General features: G+C 38.7%; 24 protein-coding genes and 1 riboswitch. Of the genes, 3 read left to right on the top strand and 21 right to left on the bottom strand.

Going from position 1 to position 25175, the window contains the following annotated elements:
- Nucleotides 1-15 precede the first annotated feature (15 nt).
- The 17 genes from BMZ04_RS17950 to BMZ04_RS18030 all read right to left on the bottom strand — a co-directional run bounded on the left by BMZ04_RS17950 (nucleotide 16) and on the right by BMZ04_RS18030 (nucleotide 18193).
- Nucleotides 16-2466 (bottom strand): ATP-dependent Clp protease ATP-binding subunit, encoded by a 2451-nt coding sequence (locus BMZ04_RS17950; RefSeq protein ID WP_093274932.1) that lies wholly within the window; start codon nucleotides 2464-2466, stop codon nucleotides 16-18.
- Complete coding sequence (locus BMZ04_RS17955; protein ID WP_093274937.1) at nucleotides 2456-3556, bottom strand: protein arginine kinase; 1101 nt, start codon at nucleotides 3554-3556, stop codon at nucleotides 2456-2458. Before BMZ04_RS17955 ends, BMZ04_RS17950 begins: the two co-directional genes overlap by 11 nt.
- Entirely contained in the window at nucleotides 3546-4091 is a 546-nt protein-coding gene (locus BMZ04_RS17960) for a UvrB/UvrC motif-containing protein (protein ID WP_093274941.1), read from the bottom strand. The genes BMZ04_RS17955 and BMZ04_RS17960 overlap by 11 nt, the downstream gene beginning before the upstream one ends.
- Nucleotides 4092-4112: 21 nt before the next feature.
- Nucleotides 4113-4580 carry a CtsR family transcriptional regulator gene (locus BMZ04_RS17965; RefSeq protein ID WP_093274947.1) on the bottom strand — a complete coding sequence of 156 codons (468 nt, stop codon included), beginning with the start codon at nucleotides 4578-4580 and terminating at the stop codon, nucleotides 4113-4115.
- A 360-nt stretch (nucleotides 4581-4940) separates the two neighbouring features.
- A complete protein-coding gene (locus BMZ04_RS17970) occupies nucleotides 4941-5390 on the bottom strand; it encodes a GNAT family N-acetyltransferase (protein WP_093274953.1) in 450 nt (149 codons plus the stop codon).
- A gap of 21 nt (nucleotides 5391-5411) precedes the next feature.
- On the bottom strand, nucleotides 5412-6467 hold the full coding sequence (gene rsgA, locus BMZ04_RS17975) for a ribosome small subunit-dependent GTPase A (RefSeq protein ID WP_093274958.1): 1056 nt from the start codon (nucleotides 6465-6467) through the stop codon (nucleotides 5412-5414).
- Nucleotides 6468-6757: 290 nt separating this feature from the next.
- The gene (locus BMZ04_RS17980; protein ID WP_093274963.1) at nucleotides 6758-7720 is read right to left on the bottom strand and encodes an ABC transporter ATP-binding protein; all 963 of its coding nucleotides are present in this window, start codon (nucleotides 7718-7720) and stop codon (nucleotides 6758-6760) included.
- An 11-nt stretch (nucleotides 7721-7731) separates the two neighbouring features.
- The gene (locus BMZ04_RS17985) at nucleotides 7732-8655 is read right to left on the bottom strand and encodes a C40 family peptidase (RefSeq protein WP_093274968.1); all 924 of its coding nucleotides are present in this window, start codon (nucleotides 8653-8655) and stop codon (nucleotides 7732-7734) included.
- Between the two features lie 11 nt (nucleotides 8656-8666).
- Entirely contained in the window at nucleotides 8667-9749 is a 1083-nt protein-coding gene (locus BMZ04_RS17990; RefSeq protein WP_093274973.1) for a mandelate racemase/muconate lactonizing enzyme family protein, read from the bottom strand.
- A 13-nt stretch (nucleotides 9750-9762) separates the two neighbouring features.
- Nucleotides 9763-10686: a S66 peptidase family protein gene (locus tag BMZ04_RS17995; protein ID WP_093274978.1), complete on the bottom strand. Its 924-nt coding sequence runs from the start codon at nucleotides 10684-10686 to the stop codon at nucleotides 9763-9765.
- A 61-nt stretch (nucleotides 10687-10747) separates the two neighbouring features.
- Nucleotides 10748-12406, bottom strand: a complete 1659-nt coding sequence (locus tag BMZ04_RS18000) for a peptide ABC transporter substrate-binding protein (protein ID WP_093274982.1) — start codon at nucleotides 12404-12406, stop codon at nucleotides 10748-10750.
- Between the two features lie 46 nt (nucleotides 12407-12452).
- Nucleotides 12453-13496: an ABC transporter ATP-binding protein gene (locus tag BMZ04_RS18005; RefSeq protein WP_304442108.1), complete on the bottom strand. Its 1044-nt coding sequence runs from the start codon at nucleotides 13494-13496 to the stop codon at nucleotides 12453-12455.
- Between the two features lie 5 nt (nucleotides 13497-13501).
- Nucleotides 13502-14449, bottom strand: coding sequence for an ABC transporter permease (locus BMZ04_RS18010; protein ID WP_093274987.1), 948 nt, complete (start codon nucleotides 14447-14449; stop codon nucleotides 13502-13504).
- Entirely contained in the window at nucleotides 14449-15384 is a 936-nt protein-coding gene (locus tag BMZ04_RS18015; RefSeq protein ID WP_093274993.1) for an ABC transporter permease, read from the bottom strand. The genes BMZ04_RS18010 and BMZ04_RS18015 overlap by 1 nt, the downstream gene beginning before the upstream one ends.
- A gap of 15 nt (nucleotides 15385-15399) precedes the next feature.
- Nucleotides 15400-16224, bottom strand: a complete 825-nt coding sequence (locus BMZ04_RS18020; protein ID WP_093275545.1) for a M55 family metallopeptidase — start codon at nucleotides 16222-16224, stop codon at nucleotides 15400-15402.
- Nucleotides 16225-16423: 199 nt separating this feature from the next.
- Nucleotides 16424-16792, bottom strand: a complete 369-nt coding sequence (locus BMZ04_RS22500) for a hypothetical protein (protein WP_177184496.1) — start codon at nucleotides 16790-16792, stop codon at nucleotides 16424-16426.
- A 300-nt stretch (nucleotides 16793-17092) separates the two neighbouring features.
- Nucleotides 17093-18193, bottom strand: coding sequence for a 5-methyltetrahydropteroyltriglutamate--homocysteine S-methyltransferase (locus BMZ04_RS18030; RefSeq protein ID WP_093274997.1), 1101 nt, complete (start codon nucleotides 18191-18193; stop codon nucleotides 17093-17095).
- 94 nt (nucleotides 18194-18287) lie between these two features.
- Nucleotides 18288-18388, bottom strand: a riboswitch (SAM riboswitch).
- A 213-nt stretch (nucleotides 18389-18601) separates the two neighbouring features.
- Here BMZ04_RS18030 and BMZ04_RS18035 point away from each other — a divergent pair.
- The 3 genes from BMZ04_RS18035 (at nucleotide 18602) to BMZ04_RS18045 (ending at nucleotide 22299) form a co-directional block, all read left to right on the top strand.
- Complete coding sequence (locus tag BMZ04_RS18035) at nucleotides 18602-20095, top strand: BCCT family transporter (protein WP_093275002.1); 1494 nt, start codon at nucleotides 18602-18604, stop codon at nucleotides 20093-20095.
- Nucleotides 20096-20224: 129 nt separating this feature from the next.
- Nucleotides 20225-21187 (top strand): magnesium/cobalt transporter CorA, encoded by a 963-nt coding sequence (gene corA, locus BMZ04_RS18040; protein ID WP_093275006.1) that lies wholly within the window; start codon nucleotides 20225-20227, stop codon nucleotides 21185-21187.
- Between the two features lie 17 nt (nucleotides 21188-21204).
- The gene (locus BMZ04_RS18045; protein ID WP_093275012.1) at nucleotides 21205-22299 is read left to right on the top strand and encodes an RtcB family protein; all 1095 of its coding nucleotides are present in this window, start codon (nucleotides 21205-21207) and stop codon (nucleotides 22297-22299) included.
- A 24-nt stretch (nucleotides 22300-22323) separates the two neighbouring features.
- Here BMZ04_RS18045 and BMZ04_RS18050 read toward each other — a convergent pair whose 3' ends face one another.
- From BMZ04_RS18050 to BMZ04_RS18065, 4 genes are all read right to left on the bottom strand, one after another.
- Entirely contained in the window at nucleotides 22324-23130 is an 807-nt protein-coding gene (locus tag BMZ04_RS18050; protein ID WP_093275017.1) for a hypothetical protein, read from the bottom strand.
- A gap of 95 nt (nucleotides 23131-23225) precedes the next feature.
- A complete protein-coding gene (locus BMZ04_RS18055; RefSeq protein WP_093275022.1) occupies nucleotides 23226-23603 on the bottom strand; it encodes a hypothetical protein in 378 nt (125 codons plus the stop codon).
- A gap of 19 nt (nucleotides 23604-23622) precedes the next feature.
- Complete coding sequence (locus BMZ04_RS18060; protein WP_093275027.1) at nucleotides 23623-24096, bottom strand: acyl-CoA thioesterase; 474 nt, start codon at nucleotides 24094-24096, stop codon at nucleotides 23623-23625.
- 53 nt (nucleotides 24097-24149) lie between these two features.
- The gene (locus tag BMZ04_RS18065; RefSeq protein WP_177184497.1) at nucleotides 24150-25115 is read right to left on the bottom strand and encodes a DUF4003 family protein; all 966 of its coding nucleotides are present in this window, start codon (nucleotides 25113-25115) and stop codon (nucleotides 24150-24152) included.
- Between the last annotated feature and the right edge of the window lie 60 nt (nucleotides 25116-25175).

Raw genomic sequence — 25175 nt, forward strand, 5'->3', positions numbered from 1 at the left:
GGAATGCCCGCCGTATTAGTTTTCCGCTGCTACCGCAGCTTTTGTACGAACAACAAATTCATCATTTTCTACATCAAAAACGACATGTTGACCTGCTAATACTTCCCCTTTTAATAACTCTTCAGAAAGTCGATCTTCTACATGTTTTTGTAGTGCTCTACGCAACGGACGTGCACCGTATGCTGGATCGTATCCTTCTGTTGTAATCTTTTCTTGAGCTGCCTCTGTTAGCTCTAAATCGATACCTTGTTCTTTCAAACGTTTAGCTAATTGCTCTGTCATAAGTGAAACAATTTGTTTTAAATGTTCTCTTTCAAGTGAGTGGAACACGATCATTTCATCTAAACGGTTTAAGAATTCAGGTCGGAACGCTTTTTTCAATTCTTCTAGCATTTTACCCTTCATGTCTTTATAATCCGTTTTTCCGCCTTCTTGTAGGTTGAATCCAACATGTTTATTGTATCTAAGTGCATCTGCTCCTACGTTAGACGTCATAATAACAACCGTATTGCGGAAGTCAACTGTACGTCCTTTAGAATCCGTTAGACGACCATCCTCTAAAACTTGAAGGAGAATATTAAACACATCTGGATGTGCTTTCTCAATTTCATCTAATAAGATAACAGAATAAGGTTTACGACGTACTTTTTCTGTTAACTGTCCGCCATCTTCAAACCCAACATAACCTGGAGGAGATCCTACAAGACGTGAAGTTGAATGTTTTTCCATATACTCAGACATATCTACTCGTATCATAGCATCTTCATCGCCAAACATTACTTCTGCTAGCGCACGAGCAAGTTCTGTTTTACCGACACCAGTAGGTCCAAGGAAAATAAAGGAACCAATTGGACGTTTAGGATCTTTTAACCCTGCACGAGCTCGGCGAATTGCTCGAGATATTGCATCTACAGCTTCCGCTTGACCGATTACTCGTTCATGTAGCTTATCTTCTAGTTTTAATAACTTTTCAGATTCTGTTTGTGCTAGTTTAGATACTGGTACTCCCGTCCACATGGAAACAACTGCCGCAATATCTTCTACTGTTACTTCTGACTCTTCTTTTCCTTGTTTCTCTTTCCAGTCATTCTTCATTTTTTCTAGCTCGTCTTTAAGCTTTTGTTCTTTGTCGCGGAAAGATGCGGCTTTTTCAAATTCTTGACTTTGAACGGAAGCGTTTTTCTCCGAACGAATTGCATCTAGCTTTGCCTCTAATTCTTTTAAATTAGGAGGTGTTGTGTAAGAACGCAGTCTTACTTTTGAACCTGCCTCATCGATTAAATCGATTGCTTTATCCGGTAAAAAACGATCGGAAATATAACGGTCTGACATTTTAACCGCCGCTTCTACAGCTTCGTCTGTAATTTTCACGCGGTGGTGCGCCTCATAACGATCACGTAATCCGTATATAATTTGAATTGCTTCAGTGACTGATGGTTCATCCACTTGAATTGGTTGGAAACGACGCTCTAATGCCGCGTCTTTCTCAATATATTTTCGATATTCATCTAATGTTGTCGCACCGATACATTGAATTTCTCCACGTGCAAGTGCTGGTTTTAAAATGTTCGATGCGTCAATTGCACCTTCCGCTCCACCTGCTCCGATTAAGGTATGAAGCTCATCGATGAATAAAATAACGTTTCCAGCTTGGCGAATTTCATCCATTACTTTTTTCAATCGATCTTCAAATTCACCACGATATTTAGTACCAGCAACTACTGTCCCCATATCAAGCGTCATTACTCGTTTATCACGCAAAATTTCTGGTACTTCGTTTTGAATTATTTGCTGTGCAAGACCTTCTGCAATTGCTGTTTTACCAACGCCAGGTTCACCTATTAATACAGGGTTATTTTTAGTCCGGCGCGCAAGTATTTCAATGACACGTGTAATTTCTTTACTACGTCCAACTACTGGATCTAGTGTACCTTCTCTAGCAATTTGGGTTAAATCACGTGCCAATCCATCGAGCGTAGGAGTGCTCGCTGGAGCAGCACTATTATTTGCATTTCCATGGGATTGGTCATTGCTACCTAATAATTGAAGTACTTGTTGACGAGCTTTATTTAAACTAACACCTGCATTATTTAAAACTCTTGCCGCTACACCTTCTCCTTCACGGATCAATGCTAACAATAAATGCTCCGTACCTATATAGGAGTGTCCCAGTTTGCGGGACTCGTCTACGGAAAGCTCAATTACTTTTTTCGCACGTGGTGTATAGTTGACTATTGGTCCAACTTCCTCTGCTCCCGTTCCTACTAGCTCTTCAATTCCTACTTCAATAACTTTTGTATCAACTTCAATCGCTTCTAGTGCTTTTGCAGCTATACCACTACCTTCACGGATTAAACCAAGCAATATATGTTCTGTGCCGATAGATTCGTGCTTTAAGCGAATTGCTTCCTCTTGCGCTAATTGTAAAACTTTTTGTGATCTTTGTGTGAATCGATTAAACATCATACGAGTTCTCTCCTTTTGTTTTCGTTTTTTCTCCCTGTTGCAACCTTTCTCTTAACAACTTTGCTCGAAATATATCTCGCTCAGAAGTATTCAAAGTGGTTCCGGCATACTGTTGTAAAAACCCTGGTTGCATAAAGACCATACATTCATTCAAAATAGTCACATCTACGTCTTTGATAAGTCCCATATCTATCCCTAAACGCACATCGGACAGACACTTAGCTGCCTCTTCCGTAGTCATAATACGTGCGTATGACAATGTTCCTAAAGAACGATATAACCGATCCTCTAGTGTATTGGCTGAATGCTTTAAAAGTGCATTCCTTGCTTCTCTTTCTTTTTGAATAATCTGTTCGGTAATGCTTTGAAGATCGGCAATTATGTCTTCCTCTGATTTACCAAGCGTTGTTTGATTGGATACTTGGTACACATTTCCGAGCGCTTCACTACCTTCCCCGTAAATCCCCCTTACAACCATTCCTAACCTGGAGATAATCGTTACGATTCGGTTCATTTGTTTCGTTATCGTTAAAGCCGGTAAATGCATCATGACGGATGCACGTAAACCAGTACCTGTGTTAGTAGGACAGCTTGTTAAATAACCAAATTGCTCATCAAACGCATAAGATACCTCTTTTTCTAAAACTCGGTCAATCGCATCGGCCTGCTTATATGCTTCTTGAATTTGTAGACCCGGAAATAAGCATTGAATACGAATATGGTCTTCTTCATTGACCATTATGCTGACAGCCTCATCATCGGATATTAGAGCGGAACCAGTCATCGGAGAGTTTGCTAGTTTAGGACTGATTAAATGCTTTTCTACAAGCACTTGGCGACTCAATTCAGACAAGTCCTTTATTTGAATGGAGGAAAAGTGCATCTGTAGATCCTCATTCGCATCTAGTAATGTAGCCGAAACGGATTGGTCAATTTTATGCGCTTCGTCTTCTGTAAATGCAAGAGGAAATCGATATCCATTTAAGTTTCTTGCGAGTCGAATTCTTGTACTCATGACAATATCTGAATGCTCTCCATCTCCTGCCATCCAACTTGAAATCGAATTATCTAAAAAGCGTTCAATCGACATGCTTTTCTTCACCTCCAGCGGCAAGTTGATCTTCTAGTTCTCTTGCCTCATCCCTAAGCAATGCAGCTTCTTCGAACTTTTCAGTTTCAATCGCATCTTTCATTTGCAATCTTATTGCTTCAATGCGTTTTTTCAATGCTATTTTTTCACCGAATGCACCTGGCGCTTTCCCTACATGTGCCACGTTTCCATTATGTAAACGTTTAAACACGGTAGGCAGTTGTCCTCGAAAACTATTGTAACAAGATGCACAACCAAACTTTCCTTCATCTAAAAATCGTTGAATAGACCAACCACACACTTCGCATTCTAATGGAGTTTTTTTCTGTATATGCTGCATTGGTTGCTGATCTGTATGATTGAACCAGTTTGTTAAAAGTTGATGGAGAGATAATGGATCATGTTTATATTCCACATAAAACGGGTGGAGACTATTTGCACAGACCTCACAATAATGTCGTTCAAAGTGTTCACCGTTATGCACTTGCGTAACCGTTACTTTTGCTGGTCTTTGCTTACAATTTTCACAAATCACTTTTCAACACCCCGTTCATCTTCACTTTTTTTCATATTTTAATGTTAATAACATTGCACATAGTATACGCGCTCGCAACTCATCTCTTGCTGGCAGTGGAATAGCAAGCGTTGTTCGATTAAGGGCGGCTAATATGAGTTTTGCTTCTCGATTAGAAACAACTTCTTCGTCGATTAGTCGGAAGACAATATCTTCTGTTACCGATTCAGATGCACCATTTTCTAGACCTTGTATTATATGCTCAATCAAATCAGCTTTCGTATGCGCCCGAACACGGAGGATTCGAATATATCCACCGCCACCACGTTTACTTTCCACTAAGTATCCGCGGTCTTGGGTAAATCGAGTATTTATCACATAATTTATCTGAGATGGGACACACTGAAACTTTTCAGCGATTTCACTTCTTTTTATTTCAATTTGTCCCTTACTCTCTTCTTCTATAATGGACTTCAAATACCCTTCAATAATGTCAGATATATTTTTCACCTTCTCACCTCTTCTCGCAAACTGACTTTGACTAACTTTGACTATATTATAACGAGAAAATTATTGATGTGCAATTGATACGATTCTTACTTCAGTGTTCCCGAATTTTCGAATAAAAAAACATAAATAGCCTTTAAATGTGGCTTGTTTTTTTACGCTTTGGAGAAGGTGCGGTATAGGGATACTGCGTCGTAAGAAGTGTCCGCTAGGATTTCCGCTGCCCTTGCGGTATTCAACTACGACGCATTATCCCTAAATTGTGGCATACCGTCTACTTAATTATTTCCCTAAGGACAAAAAAACTACTAATCGCATGAATTAGTAGTTAAAAATGAATTCTTTTTTCAATATCTATTTTATTCAACGATAAACCAGTTGAGTAATGACGAAGTTGGGCTCTACTTCGATATCCTTTGTTTTAGAAAATCCAAAACGTTCATACAATCGGATAGCCGGTGTGTTTTTAGCTCCTGTTGTTACAACTATTTGTTGAACGGACTGTTTAGTAGACAATAGGTATGTTAACAACAAAGATGCAATGCCCCTTCTAAAATAATTCGGATGAACAACAAGCCTACAGATGTCGATCAGTTCTGTCGTTTCTGTAAACGAGATAAATCCTGTTAATTTTAACCCCTCAAAATTACCAAGAAAAATTTCATCGGAACTCATAAGGCTTTGAGAGGTGTCATTTAGCTGGGGAATTCCATTAAACTGTATGAGCTCCGCTTCTATTTGATAGGCTGGGAGTTGGACTTCCAACAGTTGATCTGCTATCTCTTTTTGGCGATGATTAAGCAACTGTATCATCCTGGTCTCCTTTACTGCCGTTTATTTTTTCTTCGAATAATTACTTCTCTGTGTTTTCGCAATTTGTATCCATTTATCGCGCTCTACTTTTCGAGCAGCGACATCGTTTTTTCGTTCGATGTGTGCAAGTTCTTTCATTAATTTTATATAGCTTTTATATCGATCTTCTTTTAATACACCTGTGTATATCGCTTCTTGTATAGCGCATCCTGGTTCTTTTTCATGCTTACAATCTCGGAAATGACATCCTTCCGCTAATTCTTCAATATCTTTGAAACTTGCGCTAACTCCCTCGCTTGTATCCCAAAGTTGAAATTCTCGCATTCCAGGAGTGTCGATTAATAAACCACCGCCTGGAAGTAGTGTAAGCTCTCTATGCGTCGTTGTATGCCGTCCTTTACTGTCGTCTTCTCGAATATCGTTAACAGCCATTACTTCTTCACCAGACAAAGCATTAATTAAGGAAGACTTCCCTACTCCTGAGGATCCTAAAAGTGCACCAGTTTTACCCGCCGACAAAAGATTCGCTAAGCGATCGATCCCTTCTCCTGTTACACTGCTAACCGCGAATATATCTACACCAAATGCAACCGATTCAGCTTCACTTATATAGTACGTCAAGTCCTCACATGTATCTTTTTTTGTTAGAACAACTACAGGCGTCGCTCCAGAATCCCATGCTGCTAACAAGTAGCGCTCCAACCTGCGTATATTAAAATCGTCATTCAGGGACATCACAAGAAAGACATAATCGACATTTACAGCGACTAACTGAATTTCTATTGTTAACCCAGCCACTTTTCTTGAGAACTGAGAGCTACGAGTAAGCACTTCATGGATAATTCCTTTTTCCTCTCCTGGCATTTGTTCCAGTACAACCCAATCTCCAACTGCAGGAAATGCCTCCCGACTATGATCAAATTTAAACTTTCCAGAAAGAGAACATAGCCATTCTCCTTCGTTTGTTATTACTCGATATAAATGTTTATGCTCTAAAAGGACGCGACCTACAATTCCACTACCTTGCTTTTTTTCTTCCCATTTATCGTTCCAACCATATTTTTCGATTAAATTCAATTTAACTTCCTCCTAATTTTCGGTAGAAAAGCTATAGTACCTATGTCTATTTAGACACTGTAGCTAGACAATATAAAAAACCATGACTGCACGAATCAGCAATCATGGTTTCCCGGTCATTAGAAAAGAAGCATATCAAATAAAAAAGTATAAAAAACTATACTTTTTTAGATATATCTAGAGTGGGACATCATGAACTTACTGATTCGTGGATTTAAAATTAAATTTGCCATAATGCCTCACTCCTTTTCTTTAAGTTATTTTCAGAATACAATAAATTCAGCGGAATGTCAATTATACAAATGACACGCAATAAAATGTCCAGCTTCCTGCTCTTTCCAAGCAGGCTTTTTTTCTGCACAAATAGACATTGCATGTGCACAGCGTGTTCTAAAAACACAGCCAGAAGGTGGGTTTATCGGACTCGGAAGCTCGCCATACAATAAAATACGTTCACGTGCTTCCTCGATATCTGGATCTGGAATTGGAATTGCCGATAATAATGCCTGTGTATATGGATGCAACGGTTTCTCGTACAACTGGTTACTCGTTGTGAGCTCCACCATATGCCCTAAATACATTACTCCAATCCGGTCAGAGATGTATTTCACCATTGATAAATCATGCGCAATAAATAAATAAGTTAATCCTTTTTCTTTTTGTAATCGTTGCAGTAGCTTTACTACTTGTGCTTGAACAGAAACGTCCAATGCCGAAATAGGTTCATCCGCAATGATAAATTCAGGATCTAACGCTAATGCACGAGCAATTCCTATACGCTGTCTTTGCCCACCAGAAAATTCATGAGGATAGCGGTTAGCGTGATCCCTGTTGAGACCCACATCTTCCAATAACTCGTAAACTCTATTTTTTAACGCCTCTTTGGATTTATACAGTTTATGTACTTCCATTGGTTCCGCAATTATTTCGAGCACAGTTGAACGTGGGTTTAGCGATGCGTATGGGTCTTGGAAGATCATTTGCATCTTTTTAAGATATTCTTTTCGCTCTTTATCGTTCATTTCGTGTACGTTTTTATTTTCAAACAGAACGTTACCTTGTGTTTTATTGTACAATCCTAAAATCGTTCTACCTGCAGTAGACTTTCCACAACCAGACTCTCCAACCAGGCCAAATGTTTCCCCTTTTACAATATCAAAACTAATGCCATCTACCGCTTTTAACGTTTCACCATGTCCTAGCTCAAAATGACGCTTTAAATCTTTTACGGATAATAGAACTTTTTCCGTCATGCAAATCCCCCCTAAACGGCATACCTTCTCACTGCACAGATTTCCTTCTCAAGCTTAGAACCTTCTAACTCCATAATTTCAACCGTTTTCCCCGTAGAAGGCGAATGCAATAATTGACCATTTCCATAATAAAATCCAACATGGCGAACCGAACCTGTTCCCTCATCATTCGCGAAAAATAGTAAATCCCCTTTTTTCCATGAGGCCATATCATGTATCGAAACTTCTTCACCGCTTTTAGCCTGGTCACTTGCATCACGAGGGATCAAATATCCACATGCCTTCAGCATATTGTATGAAAATCCGGAACAATCATAGCCGTACGGAGACATTCCTCCCCATAAATAAGGAAGATCTAAATATTGTTCTCCTAAAGCTACGACCTCTTCCGCTGATCTCTTTGAAAACTGTTCCATAGACATAGCAACATCCGCGTATTTTTTTCGAAGCAACGCTTCCCCATGAGGGGTTTGAACATAAAAGTAGAATGCATCTTCTGAGATAACTGGAAGTATCGTATTAAATGGAACGACAAGCAACGGCTTCTCTTCTTTATCCCACAGCTGTACTTTCACGGCTGATACACGTGCAATGCCAATAGGATTCAAACATGTTGATTTCTTTAATTGCTTTACTGGAACCCAGCCAGGATACCCCCGAGAATCTTTTTTAGAAGGTTGCCAAACTGCAATAATTTTTGCCCAATCTCCTTCTATTTTTTCTACCAGCACTGGCTCCCCGTAAAGAAGTTGCGTTTGTACTCGATTTTCATCACAAAGAGCAAGTCGCTCTTTATACGATAATGCTTCAAGCCACTCAGCTAGTAATACTGGATTCGAAGTTGCAGGTGTATCCAACTCTCTCGCTGAAGCTGGCTCCGTCCAAACAGTTGCTACCTTTACAGAACATGCCCACTCATGCACTACCGTTGACATTTATAGACCCCCTATCCGATCTCCAAACGTGAAATACCAAGTCCAGGCTCTTTCGAGAACGTCATCTTACTTCCTTCGTAACAAACTCCACCAACAACTAAATCTTTCGCAAGCATGAGCGGTGCATCAAAATCGAAGAATTGAATATTCGGTTGGCTAGCGGCAAAGTGAGCTGCCGCAGTAATCCCTATCTTTGTTTCAATCATACTTCCAACCATACATGCCACTCCATTTGCTTCTGCAAGCGCGTTAATCTTTTTAGCATGGTGAATACCTCCAGACTTCATTAACTTGATATTAATCAAATCTGTAGCCCGCATTTCTAAAACTCTTTTAGCGTCTATAACAGAAAACACACTTTCATCCGCCATAATTGGTGTATCTGTACGCTCTGTTACATACTTTAGCCCTTCTAAATCATGAGCAGGAACTGGTTGCTCGACTAATTCAATCCCTAGTCCAGCATCTTCCATCGATCGAATAGCTCTAACTGCTTCTTTTGCATTCCATCCTTGGTTTGCATCAAGTCTTAGCTTCGCCTCATTTCCAACTCGGTCTCGTATGGACTGAATACGTGTAATATCATCTTTTATATTACCTATTCCAACTTTTACTTTCAGCATATGAAATCCTTCCTTTACGTAACGCTCCGCATCTTCAGCCATTTCATCTGGTGCGTTCACACTTACTGTAAAGTCGGTCTCCAATGTATTGCGATACCCTCCTAAGTATTGATACAGAGGAAGTCCTGCTTGACGAGCGATTAGATCATGTATGGCCATATCGACTGCCGATTTTGCACTTGTATTTCCTACAATTGATGCATTTATCTTTTGAAAAATATGTTCACTTTCGGAAAGATTAAGCCCGATTAACTGCGGTGCTATTATTTCATTAATCGCATACCGAATACTGGCCATTGAATCTCCTGTAATTACATGAGTCGGAGGTGCTTCACCATACCCTACCACTCCTTCACTACTCGTGATTTTTACATAAACGGAGTAAGCGGTAGTAACTGTCCGAAGCGCCGTTTTAAACGGCTTAGTAAGCGGAATTGCTACGTCAAACGTTTCAATGGATTGAATATTCAATTGGTTTTCCCCCTTATTCAACTCCTGGCAAGATAGTAAGAGTTAAGCTATCTGCATCTAGTACTGCCTCTGCTCCAAGTGGAACTGCGAAATGTGGTTCGCAATGCCCTATTTTGAAGCCCTTCACTGCTGGTTTCCCTAATTGGCCTATATAATGATCGAGCACTTCATCTAATGACAATGAAATTGGACGTTTCTTTGGTTCTGCGTCTTTAAAGTCCCCAATTACAAAACCAGCTGCTTCTTCTAGTTTTCCCGCTTGCCTTAGCTGATTGAGCATTCCATCTACTCGGTAAGGTTCTTCACCAATGTCTTCTATTAACAACAACTTCCCCTTTGTGTCTACTTCATACTTTGTTCCGATTCCACTCGCAAGAAGAGATAGATTTCCTCCCGTTAATTCACCTCTCGCCACTCCTGCCGAAAGGCTTTCTAAAGGGGAAATCGCTGCTGTATAGTGAAGTTCCATTGGTTCAAACAATTGCTGAAACATTTTCTTCGAGAAATCGGAAAAAGTATCCTTTCCAACATCAGATGCGAGCATTGGACCGTGGAAAGTAACGATATCCGAGTAAATATTCATACTTGTATGTAAAAAAGTAATATCGGAATAACCCCAAAATATCTTTGGGCACTCATTCATTAATTGAAAATCTATTTTATCTGTGTACCTAGCAGAACCATATCCTCCACCTGCACAAATAATCCCTGCTATATCAGAGTCAGCAAACATTTCATGTAAATCTACTAAACGTTCTTCATCCGTGCCCGCTAGATAGCCATACACATTTCCTACACTTTTCCCCATTTTATAAGACAATCCTAACTCCTCTAAAAAGGTTAAAGAATGTTTTAACTGCTCAAGGTTTGGTGGACTGGAAGGTGCAATAATTCCAATCGTGTCTCCTTGTCGTAATCGTTTAGGACGAATTTTCATAGTTATCTTCTCCTTTTTTGTAAACAAAAGGGGCGGCGCCTAATAAGGCACCGCATCTTTTTTAGTTTTTATCAGCCCATTTTAAATCTAAGTATCCTACTGGATGTCTTACAATGTCTGACACTGAAGGCTTCTCTAATGACACTTGGTTATAATAGTAAAGTGGGAATACAGGCATCTCTTCCATTAATAATGCATCTGCCTCTATTAACATTTCCCAACGTTTTGATTGGTCGGTTTCGTTTTTAATATCTGTTATTAATTTATCATAATCTGCATTTGACCAAGTTGTACGGTTCATCGATGAACCAGTAATGAAACTTTCTAGTGCATTTACTGGATCCGCGTAGTCAAATAAGAAAGAAGAACGTGACAGCTGGTATTTAAATTCTTTTTGCTCTGTTGCAAATACACTTGCCTCTACGTTTTGAAGTGCTACATCTACATCTAATACTTCTTTAAATTTACTTTGCAGCGCTTCTGCAATTTTCTTATGGGTATCACTTGTAGAATAAGTTAATGTTACTTCAGGTAATACCGTATATCCTTCTTCTTTCATACCTTCAGCTAATAATGCTTTTGCTTTATCTGCATCAAAACCTACAAGCTTTCCAGCAGTTTCTCTAAACTCTTTTCCATCTGGACCAATGAATCCATAAGGAACAAAGCCTTCTGCTGGTTTCTCACCATTTTTCGTTACAAATTCGACCATTTCCTGTTGATTAACAGCATTTGCAAATGCTTGACGAATTTTTTTGTTTGTAAATGGTTCCATAGAAACGTTGAATCGATAGAAATACAAACCTGCTTGGTCTTCATTCTTAAGTTCTGGGTTATTCATTAAACTTTCAGCAAGTTCAGATGGCACTACCGATGTGTCTAAATCGCCTGTTTGATACATCTGATATTCTGTATTGGAGTCATTAACCATTGCCCACTCTACTTTATCTAGCTTTACAGTCGACACATCCCAATAATTTTCGTTTTTTGCAAACGTAAAACTTACATCATGCTTCCAGTCAACTAATTTAAATGGACCATTCCCTACGAAAGTTTCTGCATCTGCAAACCAAGTAGGATTTTCTGTTGCCACTTTTTCATTAACTGGAAAGAAACTTGGGTTCGTAATAATATTTAAAAATGCTTCTGTTGGTGTATTTAGTTTCACTTCAAATACTTTATCTTGTAACGCTTTAATCGCTACAGCATCAGCTGTACCTGTTCCGCTATTGTATGCTTCTGCCCCTTCAATAAAATATGCTAGAAATGCTGCTGGAGATGCTGTTTCTGGATCTAACATGTGTAGCCACCCATACACAAAATCACTTGCTAACACCGGGTCTCCATTAGACCATTTTGCATCATCACGAATGGTAAATGTATACGTTAAACCATCATCCGATACGTCTACTTTCTCCGCTGTAGCTGGCCCTGCTAAATGATCTTTTGAAAGTCTAACTAATCCTTCCATAAGATTGTTCAAAGAATTCCAAGATACAGCGTCGAATCCTACAGACGGATCGAAAGAGGTTGGTTCATTCCCGTTATTTAAATATAGTACTTTTTCTGTTGGCGTGGCTTCTGTTTCTGTTCCAACTGCTACCTCTTTTTCTCCTTCTTTTTCTGTATTAGTTGTTTTTCCCGCATCTTTCGTAGCTGTACAAGCACTTAACACAAGTACAAAAAATGCTACTACAAATAATGATAACCATTTCTTCATCTCAGTTCCCCCTTTGTATTGTATATGTGAATGCACTTTCGCGCGCTCATCCAACCCTATCGCTGTTCTTCAATACCTTCGCACGTTCGTCTTGTAGCCAGCAGTCTACTCCATGAGCTTCGGATAGCTTAGTAGTAAATGGGTATACATGATCACAAACTTCCATCGCATAATCACAGCGGGCTGTGAATGGACATCCTTTCGGTGGTGAAAACAAATCCGGTGGAGTTCCCTCAATTGGTTGCAACTCCTCTTCCTCTAAGTCGAGGCGAGGAACAGAGTTTAATAGTCCCTTCGTATATGGATGTTCAGGAGTATAGAAAATTTCTCGCTTGTTGCCAATCTCTACAATTTTTCCAGCGTACATAACCGCAATGCGATCTGCAATTTTTGCTACTACTCCAAGATCATGCGTGATTAATATAATGGATATCTCTTTCTTACGTTGAATTTCTTCAAACAGCTCTAAAATTTGCGCTTGAATTGTAACATCCAGTGCAGTCGTCGGTTCATCCGCGATAAGTAATTCAGGATCGCAAATAAGTGCAATCGCTATTACAATACGTTGACGCATACCCCCAGAAAATTGATGAGGAAATTGTTTTAAACGCTCCTCTGGATTTGGAATTCCTACAAGCTTTAACATTTCGATTGCTCGTTTCTTTGCCTCCTGCTTCCCAATTTTTTTGTGGGTACGGAGACCTTCCGTTAACTGCTCCCCTATGGATAATGTTGGATTTAACGCAGTCATTGGATCCTGAAAGATCATTGAAATGTCGACCCCTTGTATTTTGCGTAGCCCCCCCTTTGACAATTTCGTCAAATCTTTTCCTTTAAATAGAATATTGCCATTCTTAATAACTCCGGGAGGTTGAGGGATTAGCCCCATAATTGCGTTAGATGTCACACTTTTACCACAGCCGGATTCCCCAACGATTGCAAGTGTTTCCCCTTTATATAAGTCAAAGTCAACACCTCTAACAGCCTCTACTTCACCACCATATGTTCGAAAGGATACGTGTAAGTTATTAACTTGCAATACTTTTTCATTAGATATTATTTTCTTCTCTTTTTTCTTACGTGCATTCACCAATCTCACCCCCTCAACTTCGGATCAAGTGCGTCTTGTAGTCCATCTCCAAGTACGTTAAAAGCAAACATTGTTAAGGATATAAAAAATGCTGGGAAGAATAATCGCCACCAGTGACCAGATAGGATAACTGGTAATGCATCGTTCGTCATAACACCCCAACTTGCAAATGGTGCTGAAACTCCTAACCCTAAAAAGCTGAGAAATGCTTCTGCAAAAATCGCACCTGGTACAGTAAGTGTCATCTGTACGATAATGGGTCCCATCGTATTAGGAAGTAAGTTTTTTCGAATAATTCTCGATGTTTTTGCACCGAATGATTTGGAGGCTGTGACAAACTCATAGTTCTTGATTTGTAAAACTTGCCCCCGAACGATTCGCGCCATTCCTACCCATCCAGTTACGGTTAGTGCCACAATTATAGTTGTTAAGCTTGGTCCCATTACAACCATTAGCAATATAACTACTAACAAATGTGGCAAACCATATAATACCTCAATGATGCGCATCATTATTGCATCTGTTTTGCCACCCTTATACCCGCTAACGCCGCCATAAATAATCCCTATAAAAAAGTCAATAAGCGCTGCCATCACACCTACAAATAAGGAAATTCGGGCACCGTACCATGTCCTAGTAAATACATCTCTTCCAGCTTCATCCGTACCGAACCAATGAGCTAAAGAAGGAGCTTTGTTTTGGTTTGGATAATCTGTTCCCGTAACAGAATATGGCGATAATATAGGTCCGAAAATAGCCATAAACAATAAGAAAATAAGGAAAGCTAGTCCAACCATCGCCAACTTGTTTTTTCGTAGTCTTCTCCATGCATCTTTCCAGTAGGACAAGGAAGGCCTGACAACCGATTCTGCTCTTCCTTGTTCTTTTTCTTTAGGTCGAAACCATTCGTCTTTTACACTATCTGGGGATACTATTTTTGTTGGATTGGTCATTACGCATCCCCTTCTTTTCGATGTAGTTTTATACGTGGATCTAAGAAACCGTATACGATATCCACAAGGAACAACATGAATACTAAAAATGCACTATAAAACACGGTCGATCCCATAATGACTGGGTAATCACGGTTATTAATGCTCTCCACGAAATATTTTCCCATTCCAGGGATAGCAAAGATTCGTTCAATAACAAACGTTCCTGTTAAAATACCTGCGAGCATCGTTCCCATAATGGTTACTACAGGCATAAGCGCATTTCTTAATGCATGCCTGACAACGATTCTTACCGGTGAAAGTCCTTTTGCACGGGCCATTTTAATGTAATCTTGCGTTAACACCTCGAGCATACTTGACCTCGTTAATCGGGCAATAATGGCGGTTGGTCCAGTTGCAAGAGCGAGTGTAGGTAATATCATATGTAGTGGGCTACTCCACGTGGCAGGAGGAAGCCACTCTAAATTTACTGCAATTTGCTGAATAAGCAAGGTCGCAAGTACAAAGTTAGGTACAGATATCCCAACAACAGCAAAAGTCATTGCTAAATAATCTATAATTCCATTATGTCGGAGGGCCGCGAAAGTCCCTAAAGTAACCCCAGACAACAAAGCGACTAATATCGTGACCATTCCAAGCTCAAAGGAAATTGGAAATCCTCTTGCAAGTAATTCATTTACGGATTCGTTCGGTTTTTTAATGGAAGGTCCAAAATCAAAGGTCACAATAGACTTCAAATAATATAAATATTGAATATGCATAGGTTCATCTAACTTATAAAATTTCTCTAGATTCGCTTGAATAGTAGGGTTAGAAGTACGCTCTTCATCGAATGGAGAACCTGGAATGGAATGCATCAATGCGAAAGTTAACGTAGCAATGATAAGAATCGTTGCTATCATCATGAAAAAGCGTTTAATAATATACTTCGCCATAAGCAAACTTCCCCCTTAACAAAATTTCGTTTGCATTGCTAGCTCTACCATTACAAGCATTGCACGGTACGCTTCTAATATATCTTTTGCCTCGAACTTAACTATTGTTGTTCCTTCTACGATTTCGCAACCAGGCATAAGCGCTGCCCATTCTGCTTGACCATAATTAGCAAACTCAATTCGTAACGTAGGAGTTTTTGGCGGTACGAGAGGTTTTATATGATCACGGTTACTAATGGCTTCTGTAACCTTTTCTTTCAATAATGCATGCGCTTTTCGCGGATGCAATGTTTTAACAGCTGACCTAGAGATAGATTCTTTCACAACTGCTGTGATAACTCCAGGAATCAATGCCTCTGCTTCCCTGCATGCTCCATCATCCCCTGCAACCATAATAACTGGTACACCAAAATGGCCTGCTACATATGCATTTAATCCCAGCTCACCAATTTCTACATCGTTTATATACATATTTCTTACTCCGAATATCATAGAGTGACTCATTACCCCTGGTTGTCCCGCTCTCGAGTGATAGCCAGCAAATACTGCGCCTATGTACGATTCATCTAAGCACTGCACCATTGAAAACGATTTCACGTCACCTGTTATTAAAGACGCTTCTGGATGTAGCTCCTCTACTAAAATATTATTCATCTTTGAATGACTATCATTTACTAGAACTTCTTTTACGCCGCTTGATAAAGCCCCTTCTACAATCGCATTTGCTTCTTGCGTCATTATACGTCTTGCGCGTTCATAATTATGCTTACTAGAATCTACGAATGTATAGTCTGGTAGGCCTGTAATCCCTTCCATGTCTATTGAAACAAAAAGCTTCATCTGCATCATCCCCATATCTCTTTTGATAAACATTTCCAAAAATCGAATAATTATTACTCTATCAAAATATATTGAAAATTACAATATATCTCACAATTATAAATAATAAAGTTGATCATGACATTGGTAATGGTGTAGAATTAAAAAAGCAAATGCACTAAAAAATGCATTTGCCTTTTGCAAATAAGGATGTTCTACATTAGTATCTAGGTTGCCCTGGGAAGTTCCCCGGAAATTGTTGTTGGACATATTGTTGTCCTACAAATTGTTGTGGGACAAATTGTTGTGGTGGAAATGGTTGTTGAAATCCTGGTTGCATCGGAAAAGCTTGTTGAGGTGGATTTACTACAACATTTCGATTAGTTTCTGTAAAGAAATGGCGAGGCACATTGACAATATGCTCTCTGTTTACGTTCACAATTGGATGAATCACAGGTTGCATTCTCGGTATAAACGAGTCATGCACTCGGAATTGTGGTGGACATACTATTGGTTGAGCAGCTGGAAAATGATGGCAACGACACATTCCTCCGTGCATGTGGTGCCCACATGAACTACATGGTCTCATGACAAATTCACCTCCTTCTTACTTATATATTAGTAGATGCAGCAGACTGCAAAACAAACGAGACAAACACCTCAATTCATTGCAAATAAAAAAGAATGCCTAAGCACAGGCATTCTAACTGAATATGTTTTATTGATTATTTTCCTAAACAAATTTTGTGTGGTGTTTTTATTTGAATAATATGCTTTCTTTCCCATTTAATCAAATGAGACTTAGGGGAAAGAAAGTTTTGTATCTCACTCGATGGATTCCTTTACGAATGGGTATCTAGAATCCAACGAGGTTCTTCCAGCTGTTAGGTTAGCTCCAGATTTCTTTTGAAATATCAACGATGTATTTTAGTTTTTTCCACTGTTGCTCTTCTGTTAACTTATTTCCATGGTGTGTAGAAGCAAATCCACATTGTGGGCTAATGCTTAATTGATCAAGAGGCACATATTCAGACGCTTCTTTTACACGTGCGATAATATTTTCTCTATCTTCTAGCTCTCCGTTTTTCGATGTGAAGACACCTAAAACTACTTTTGCACCTCCGTTTGGAATATGCTCAAGTGGCTTGAAATCTCCAGAGCGATCGTCATCATACTCTAAAAAGAAGCCATCTACATTTTCTTTAGCGAAAAAAGTTGGCGCGATTAGTGCATAACTACCTCCAAACGCCCAAGTCGATTGGTAATTACCACGGCATAAATGAGTCGTCACGACTAAATCTTCTGGCTTGTTTTCCAATGCACCATTCATGACACGGAGTGCAAGGTCGATTAAAAATTCTCTTTCCTCTACTTTATAAGGAATATCTGGTGAAGATAAACCTGCAATGTACACATCATCTATTTGTAAATATCTTACCCCTGCATCATAAAAAGCTTGAATTGCATCTTGATATGCTTTAATTATATCTTTTGCAAAATCTTCAACGTCCGGGTATATGCTTTCGTCTCGTATACCAGGATGGAATAGCTGATTCGGACTTGGTATTGTTTGTTTTGCAACCGCTCGTCCTTCTACAATTTTATTGAACTCGATAAAGTCTTGGATAAATGGATGATCTGGGTTAAACGATATTTTACCGATATTGCGAACTTCGTACTTGTCTGTTTCTAATCCTTCGAATTGATATCCTTTTTCAGGTACATATCCTTCAAATCCATTTAGATGCTCTAAGAAGTCGAGATGCCACCAGTCTCTTCTGAATTCGCCGTCTGTTACAAGCTCAAGTCCCACCTCGATTTGTTTATCTACAATGCGTTTAATTTCTATTGTTTCTACTTCTTTTAATTGTTCTTTCGTAATAGCCCCTGCTTTAAAGTCTTTTCTTGCTTGAAGTAAACTTTCAGGTCTTAGTAAACTCCCTACGTGATCCGCTCTGAATGGTGCTGCAATTGCTGTTTTTGTTGTCATAATGATTTCTTCCTCCCTAAATTTGAATTGGAAATCAAATAAAACCCCTTCTTGGAAACAAGAAGAGGTTTACACGGCACGAGTAATTATTCTCTTCTTATCTTCAAGCATGAAACGCTTCTGGAATTAGCACAGTACAAAAAGCCTGTTGCTGAGGTATCGTAGGGCCAGTCCCTCCACCTCTCTTGATAAGAAAGTAGTTTTATTTGATTGACTATTAGATTACATCTATTTGTTTATTCCGTCAATACTGAATTTTAAATATTATTGTTTAAGTGCTTCTAATTGTTTTAAATCTTCGCATTTTGGGTATGATTTTGAAGAAACGGAACCCTTGATATCATTTGATTTCACAGTGCTTTATTAGTATAGTTACCATTTAAATTATCCATTCTACGAGGGGGAAGTATGAAGAAACTAACTATTACATTTTATATCACTATGGGCTTAGTCATTTTAGCCGCCGGGTATGGAGCACTCCACCCCAAAAGTTTTGAGGAGATTACCACTGTCATCAAAAGCTTTGTTGCATCTTCTTTTGGTTGGTACTACATGCTACTGATGACGTTCATGTTGGCACTTAATATATTTTTTATCTTTAGTCCTTATGGAAAAATCCGTTTGGGAAAGGATACAGATCGCCCTCAGTTTTCAACGGTAACATGGATTTCTATGCTGTTTTCTGCTGGTATGGGTATTGGACTCGTTTTTTATGGTGCTGCCGAACCTTTATCGCATTATGCAATCAATCCAGCTACAGCCGAACCAAACACAGCTACAGCCTTTAAGGAATCTCTCCGTCAGTCTTTCTTCCACTGGGGATTGCACGTGTGGGCTATGTATGGAGTTGTTGCTTTATCCCTTGCCTTTTTTCAGTTCCGTAAAGACGAACCAGCGTTAATATCCGCAACATTGAAGCCTATTTTCGGTAAAAAGATGGTTGGACCATGGGGCATACTGGTCGACGTCCTTGCTATTTTTGCTACGGCATTTGGTGTGGCTACTTCACTCGGCTTCGGTGCCGTTCAAATTAATGCTGGTTTAAACTATCTTTTCGGAGTGACGATTGGAATCGTTCCTCAGATTATTATTATTGCTATTATAACGGTTCTATTCATTGGATCTGCATGGTCCGGTTTAAGTAAAGGAATTAAGTATTTATCAAATACAAACTTAGTGTTAGCACTTGCACTACTTGGTTTTGTTATCCTCCTAGGTCCTACATTACTCATTTTTGATATGTTCACGGACTCTTTTGGAGGATATTTAGCCAATATCGTTCAAATGAGCTTACGTACAGCACCACTTAACGCAACTAATCGTGAGTGGCTTGAAAATTGGACGATTTTTTACTGGGCTTGGTGGATTTCATGGGCACCATTTGTCAGCATGTTTATAGCTCGTGTATCGAAAGGCAGAACGATTAAAGAGTTCATAACAGCCGTATTGGTTGCACCTACTTTACTTGGAGCAATTTGGTTTTCTGCTTTCGGAACAACTGCTATCAATATGCAAAAAAGAGGTATTGCTGATTTAGCGCAATCCTCTACGGAATTGACTATCTTCGAGATGTTCAATTCGATGCCGTTGTCGACGATTGTTTCCGTTTTTGCAGTCTTGCTTATTGCTTGCTTTTTCATCACATCGGCCGATTCCGCAACTTTTGTTCTAGGTATGCTATCAACAAATGGTTCAATGACACCGCCAAATAAAGTAAAACTTATTTGGGGAATTACTTTGTCTGCCATTGCTATCGTTTTGCTGTCTGTTAACGGTCTCACTGCTTTGCAAAATACGATCATTATCGCAGCTTTACCATTTTCTTTCGTGATGCTTCTCATGATTGCCTCTTTAATGATGGGATTAAAAAAAGAAATAAAACAGACAAAAATCAAAAAGTAAAAACGTTAAAATGCCAAGGATTATCGACATTTCCTTGGCATTTTCCATTTGTCTATTAAAAATTTCTGTATGCTTTTGAATACATAGAGCGGATTATGGGATAATAGAAGCTGCAAGGGGGGTTTTATGATGATTCGAACAATTGGAAGAACTACTAACCAAGAAATAATAATTGATTTCACGCTAGAGAAAATTAAAGAAAAACCGTTGGAATGGTATTGGGTAGATATTAGTGAACCTACGAAAGAAGAGGAATTACTACTTAGTTCCTTCTTTCATTTCCATCCGCTTGCAATTGAAGACTGTTTGTTTCGACTGCAACGACCCAAATTGGACCATTATGACGGGCATTCTTTTTTTGTGTTGCATACATTTAACGAAGAGACGCTTGAAGCAGAGGAACTGAACTTATTTGTTGGATCAAACTTTGTGGTGACTTTCCACTTTCCTCCAATGCATGAATTAGATCAAGCACGAGAACGTATTATGCAAAATCCAAAAGGTTGGGACCGCGGAGCTATGCATGCAACTTATCAAATAGTTGATGAAGTCGTGGATGCATATTTTCCAATTGTCTATAAAATTGAAGATTATTTAAACGAAATAGAAGATCAGCTTTCGTCCAATGTATGCCATTTATCCATGGATCAAGTATTTGACCTTCGAAGTGATTTGTTAAGATTGCGTCGAACGATTATTCCAATGCGAGATTTGCTTTACCGGATGATGAATTCCGAACGTGTCAATTTGCAACAAATTGAAAAAGCTTATTTTGGTGACATTTACGATCATTTGTTAAAACTTGCAGATATGGTAGAGTCGAATAGAGAGTTAACTGCTGATATTCGGGATAGTCAAATGTCCATCAACTCGATCCATATGAACCGAATTATGATGATTTTAACGACTGTTTCCACAGTTTTCATCCCTTTAACATTTATCGCGGGTGTGTATGGGATGAATTTCACTAATATGCCGGAACTTGAATGGCGTTATAGCTACTTTGTTGTGCTTGGCTTTATGCTAGTTATTGCCATATCAATGCTTGCTTGGTTTAAATATAAAGGCTGGTTTAACTTGTTTAAGAACTAAATAAATGAGGTGAAATTTTGTTAGAAATAAAAGGTACATATAATCATGCACTTGTTTTCACAAACACGATAGAGGAAACAGCAAAGCGTCAAGTAGAGGAGCTTTGTAGCCTTCCCTATTTACAAGACACGAAAATACGGATGATGCCGGATCTTCATGCAGGAAAAGGCTGCACTGTTGGAACAACGATGACAATTTCCGACAAAGTTATTCCTAACTTTGTTGGTGTCGACTTAGGCTGTGGTATGATTTGCGCAAAACTAGAGATAAAAAAAGAAGATGTTAACTTCGAAAAACTAGATAAAACGATTAAGAAAAATGTCCCAAGCGGAACACGGGTTAGAAACAAAGAACATCGTCTTACGATAGAAATACCATTTGCAGAAGTTGCTGCTCCTATTAACGAAAGCCGTGCTCGTTTAAGCTTAGGAACACTTGGTGGCGGTAATCATTTTATCGAACTGAACGAAGGAAACGACGGCAGTATCTATTTAGTTATCCACTCAGGTAGCAGAAATTTAGGAAAACAAATTGCCGAACATTATCAACAAGTTGCCCACCTATCCTTGGGAGATGCTGTTCCGAAAGATTTAGCGTATGTAGAAGGCAATGCGATGAAAGATTATTTATGGGATCTCTCTATCGCACAAAAGTACGCAGCACTCAATCGTAAAACGATGGTCGATGTCATTTGCAGGGGAATGAATTGGGAAATTGAATCAACATTCGACACGATTCATAATTATATCGATTTAGATAATATGATTCTACGCAAAGGTGCCATTTCTGCACAAGATGGAGAAATTGTCATTATCCCGATGAATATGCGAGATGGTTCATTAATTTGCCGTGGGAAAGGAAATCCAGAATGGAATTTCTCCGGCCCACATGGTGCAGGACGAATTATGAGCCGTTCCCAAGCGAGAAAACTTGTAGCATTGGAAGACTTCAAAGATTCGATGAAGGATGTGTGGAGTACTTCCGTTGTAGCAAGTACGGTTGATGAATCGCCATTTGCTTATAAAGATATGCACGATATTCTCGCACATATTGACGAGACAGTAGATGTGTTGGAAGTGATTAAACCAATTTACAATTATAAAGCACATTAATAAGGAGCTGACAATGTCAGCTCCTTATTGATTGGCGGTCCAGCAGTAAAACAACGCAGTAAAGGTTAGTTTTTCTATTTGCGATAAATCATGTGCGAGAGATACATGAGTGTTCATTGCTTGTGCTTCAAATGCTGGGTGAGTTGCATAAGGAAACATACCAAAACGGTATGTTGCCAAGCGTTTTCCCTCAAAACTATTTATGTCAATATCTCCGTATGTACTCTTTGCTTTCATCTGGTGCATTTTTTCATTATTCGCATCGTAAATAATCGCTCTATTCTTAACTGAAACAATCGGCATAATCACAGTAGAAATATGAGTTTTCGTATGATCATACAGCGACATTTCCATGAATTTAAATTTATTTCTAATTGTAAACCGACTTACGAGCTTCCCATCCATTGTCTTCAAATCATAAGTAATTGGGAAGAATAGGCCACTTTTGAAAATGGCGAAGGCAGATAACTTACGAATGAATGGATGATTTTCTGTAGGCGTAATTGTGTAAAGTCTTTCTCCTGTATGGGATACTAAGTAACTTTGAGGAATGAGCGATACATCATTTTGAAAGTTAAGCTCGTTAACAGGGAAATCGACGGAATAATATTCGCTATCTATTTTTTTCTCATCTGGTAACTTTTCTGCAGCTTGTTGAAAAAAATAAGAAGTTCCCAACAGCATAAATACTGTAAAACCTATCATAGTATGCGTCTCGAAATCCTTCCACATGATATCTTTAAAAATAATAACTAATGCCATATAAATAACTAATGTTAACAATGAACCTAACTTTGTATACTTTGCCGTACGTTCATATATATGCTTCATTTGCAACACCTCTACAATTACATACGAATGAACATTCAGTATAGTTTCAATAAAAACCTTTAGAGGCTATTTTTCCATAACTTCTAAAGGAGGTTTTATTGATTCTTTAACGCTCGCCCAAATGTTCTTCTCAAAAAGTATCCTAGTCCGTATAAACAAACAAGCACAAACAAGATTAATAACATTGTTTTCAAAGTGGATGGTAAACGAAAAGGCTCTAAGAAAATCTGGAATAACACAAGTAGATAAATGGTTCCAGCACCACCCGCTAACAATACAACTCCGATAATTGCAAATTGGGGAAATGTAAGTTGCTTTATCCGATGTCGCTGTTTCACTAATTCTAGAAGGATCGCAAGAGCTATTATGGTAAATGTGAGCATCAGTTCCTCTAAATAAATAGAATTGATCAAATAAACGACGAGCAACATTATCAAAATATATTTGTAAAGTTCGTCAATTTTTTTTAACATGCGATCACTTCCTACTCTATTAGTATCTCATCTCCATGCGTTGTTTTCGATGTAAGCGTCTTGCAGGCCCCGTTTCATATAAGCGAATTTCCTCTTTCGTTTCTGGATGAATACCTCTTACTGGGATTGGTTTATTATTTTCATCCACTGCAACCATTGTTACAAAAGACTCGGTTGTTAGTTTCTCTTCTCCAGTCAAAACATTCATCGATGTTACACGTACATATACCTCCATAGAAGAACGACCCGTGGAAGAAACAATTGCATCTAATTCAATTACATCGCCGACTCTAGCAGAAGAAACAAAATCTACTGAATCGATTGATGCTGTCACAACCGCACCTTTTGCATGCTTCATCGCAGTAATTGCTGCAATTTCATCAATATATGCAAGCACTTTTCCACCAAAAATCGTTTGATGGTGATTTGTGTCTGGTGGGAGGACTAAATGGGACTGGATTGTTCTAGACTGGCTCATCGGGTTTGTTTTCATTTTAATTGCTCCTTTTAATCGTATGTTTCTATTCTTTGTTAGTATAATGATGGTTAATAAGAATTGGAAGATGATGCAGCTACACTCGTTGCAGCAATGGTAGAGATCATCAAAGCTTGCTGCGCTTGCAAAATCAATTCTAGAGAAGTTGCCATTGAGATTGCAGCTGTGGCATATGTGTCTTGTGACGATCTTAACGAAAGTCCAAACGCTATGGGCAATGCTGACTCTTTATACCAGGAAAACAATTTCATACTTGCAATCGATTCATACGTATTAACAATTTCATTTAACTGGTCTTCACCTAATTTAAGTGCGGCCATAAATCCAATAATCGGATATTGAGGCATCGATGTTTTTATTTTGACGCTTTTTAAGCCATCACGAATAATAACTGCACTTTGAATTAAACTCTCTTCATAGTTGGGATCTGTATACGTTAATACTTGCGACATCCATTGCAATTCATTGCCTGCGTAAAATTTGTGTTCCTTCAGTTCTTTATAATATCTGTTCATCGTTTCCGCACGAAGAGCAGTGTCACCGTATAACTTCCCTAAAAACATAGCATACGGGTAATCGTCTGTTGAAGTTAAAAAACGATGATATTTTTTCATATCTGCCATTAATTGTTCTGTACGTTTTATTTCTCCTGGCCAATTCTCTTTGTCATCACTCATCATTAATGCAGCTAAATACGCATAGCTATTCATCTTAAAGGACGCTGCTTTTAATGCTGCGGCTTTTTCCATAAGCAGATTTACCGCTAGTTCTGGTTCCATATCACTTACATCTAGTGTAGAAACGAAAAGAGGATGTAAGTGAGAACGTAGTGGATTGAAGATACCAGCATTTTTTTTAATCTGCTTAGAAATCTCATTATATCTTTTTTCGTTAAATTCTCTCTCTAATGTTACATAATACCCTGCAAGCGATAATGTTACTCTTTTATCTACCGTCCACCCTAAAACTTTTTTAAGAACATCATATGTTTGTTCGATTTTTTCATTTACCGTCAACTTCACTCACTCCTTTTCTTTTTTACGTGATTTGCACTATAATGGTTTCACGCTTTGAAA

Origin of the sequence: Psychrobacillus sp. OK032, assembly GCF_900111345.1 — a bacterium.
In the GTDB taxonomy this organism is placed as follows: Bacteria; Bacillota; Bacilli; order Bacillales_A; family Planococcaceae; genus Psychrobacillus.

Excerpts from the sequence above, each read along its gene's own strand:
- BMZ04_RS17950 (WP_093274932.1), bottom strand. The coding sequence starts at position 2,466 with ATGATGTTTAATCGATTCACACAAAGATCACAAAAAGTTTTACAATTA.
- BMZ04_RS17955 (WP_093274937.1), bottom strand. The coding sequence starts at position 3,556 with ATGTCGATTGAACGCTTTTTAGATAATTCGATTTCAAGTTGGATGGCA.
- BMZ04_RS17970 (WP_093274953.1), bottom strand. The coding sequence starts at position 5,390 with ATGATACAGTTGCTTAATCATCGCCAAAAAGAGATAGCAGATCAACTG.
- BMZ04_RS17980 (WP_093274963.1), bottom strand. The coding sequence starts at position 7,720 with ATGACGGAAAAAGTTCTATTATCCGTAAAAGATTTAAAGCGTCATTTT.
- BMZ04_RS17985 (WP_093274968.1), bottom strand. The coding sequence starts at position 8,655 with ATGTCAACGGTAGTGCATGAGTGGGCATGTTCTGTAAAGGTAGCAACT.
- BMZ04_RS17995 (WP_093274978.1), bottom strand. The coding sequence starts at position 10,686 with ATGAAAATTCGTCCTAAACGATTACGACAAGGAGACACGATTGGAATT.
- BMZ04_RS18000 (WP_093274982.1), bottom strand. The coding sequence starts at position 12,406 with ATGAAGAAATGGTTATCATTATTTGTAGTAGCATTTTTTGTACTTGTG.
- BMZ04_RS18010 (WP_093274987.1), bottom strand. The coding sequence starts at position 14,449 with ATGACCAATCCAACAAAAATAGTATCCCCAGATAGTGTAAAAGACGAA.
- BMZ04_RS18015 (WP_093274993.1), bottom strand. The coding sequence starts at position 15,384 with ATGGCGAAGTATATTATTAAACGCTTTTTCATGATGATAGCAACGATT.
- BMZ04_RS18020 (WP_093275545.1), bottom strand. The coding sequence starts at position 16,224 with ATGAAGCTTTTTGTTTCAATAGACATGGAAGGGATTACAGGCCTACCA.
- BMZ04_RS22500 (WP_177184496.1), bottom strand. The coding sequence starts at position 16,792 with ATGAGACCATGTAGTTCATGTGGGCACCACATGCACGGAGGAATGTGT.
- BMZ04_RS18030 (WP_093274997.1), bottom strand. The coding sequence starts at position 18,193 with ATGACAACAAAAACAGCAATTGCAGCACCATTCAGAGCGGATCACGTA.
- BMZ04_RS18035 (WP_093275002.1), top strand. The coding sequence starts at position 18,602 with ATGAAGAAACTAACTATTACATTTTATATCACTATGGGCTTAGTCATT.
- corA (WP_093275006.1), top strand. The coding sequence starts at position 20,225 with ATGATTCGAACAATTGGAAGAACTACTAACCAAGAAATAATAATTGAT.
- BMZ04_RS18050 (WP_093275017.1), bottom strand. The coding sequence starts at position 23,130 with ATGAAGCATATATATGAACGTACGGCAAAGTATACAAAGTTAGGTTCA.
- BMZ04_RS18055 (WP_093275022.1), bottom strand. The coding sequence starts at position 23,603 with ATGTTAAAAAAAATTGACGAACTTTACAAATATATTTTGATAATGTTG.
- BMZ04_RS18060 (WP_093275027.1), bottom strand. The coding sequence starts at position 24,096 with ATGAAAACAAACCCGATGAGCCAGTCTAGAACAATCCAGTCCCATTTA.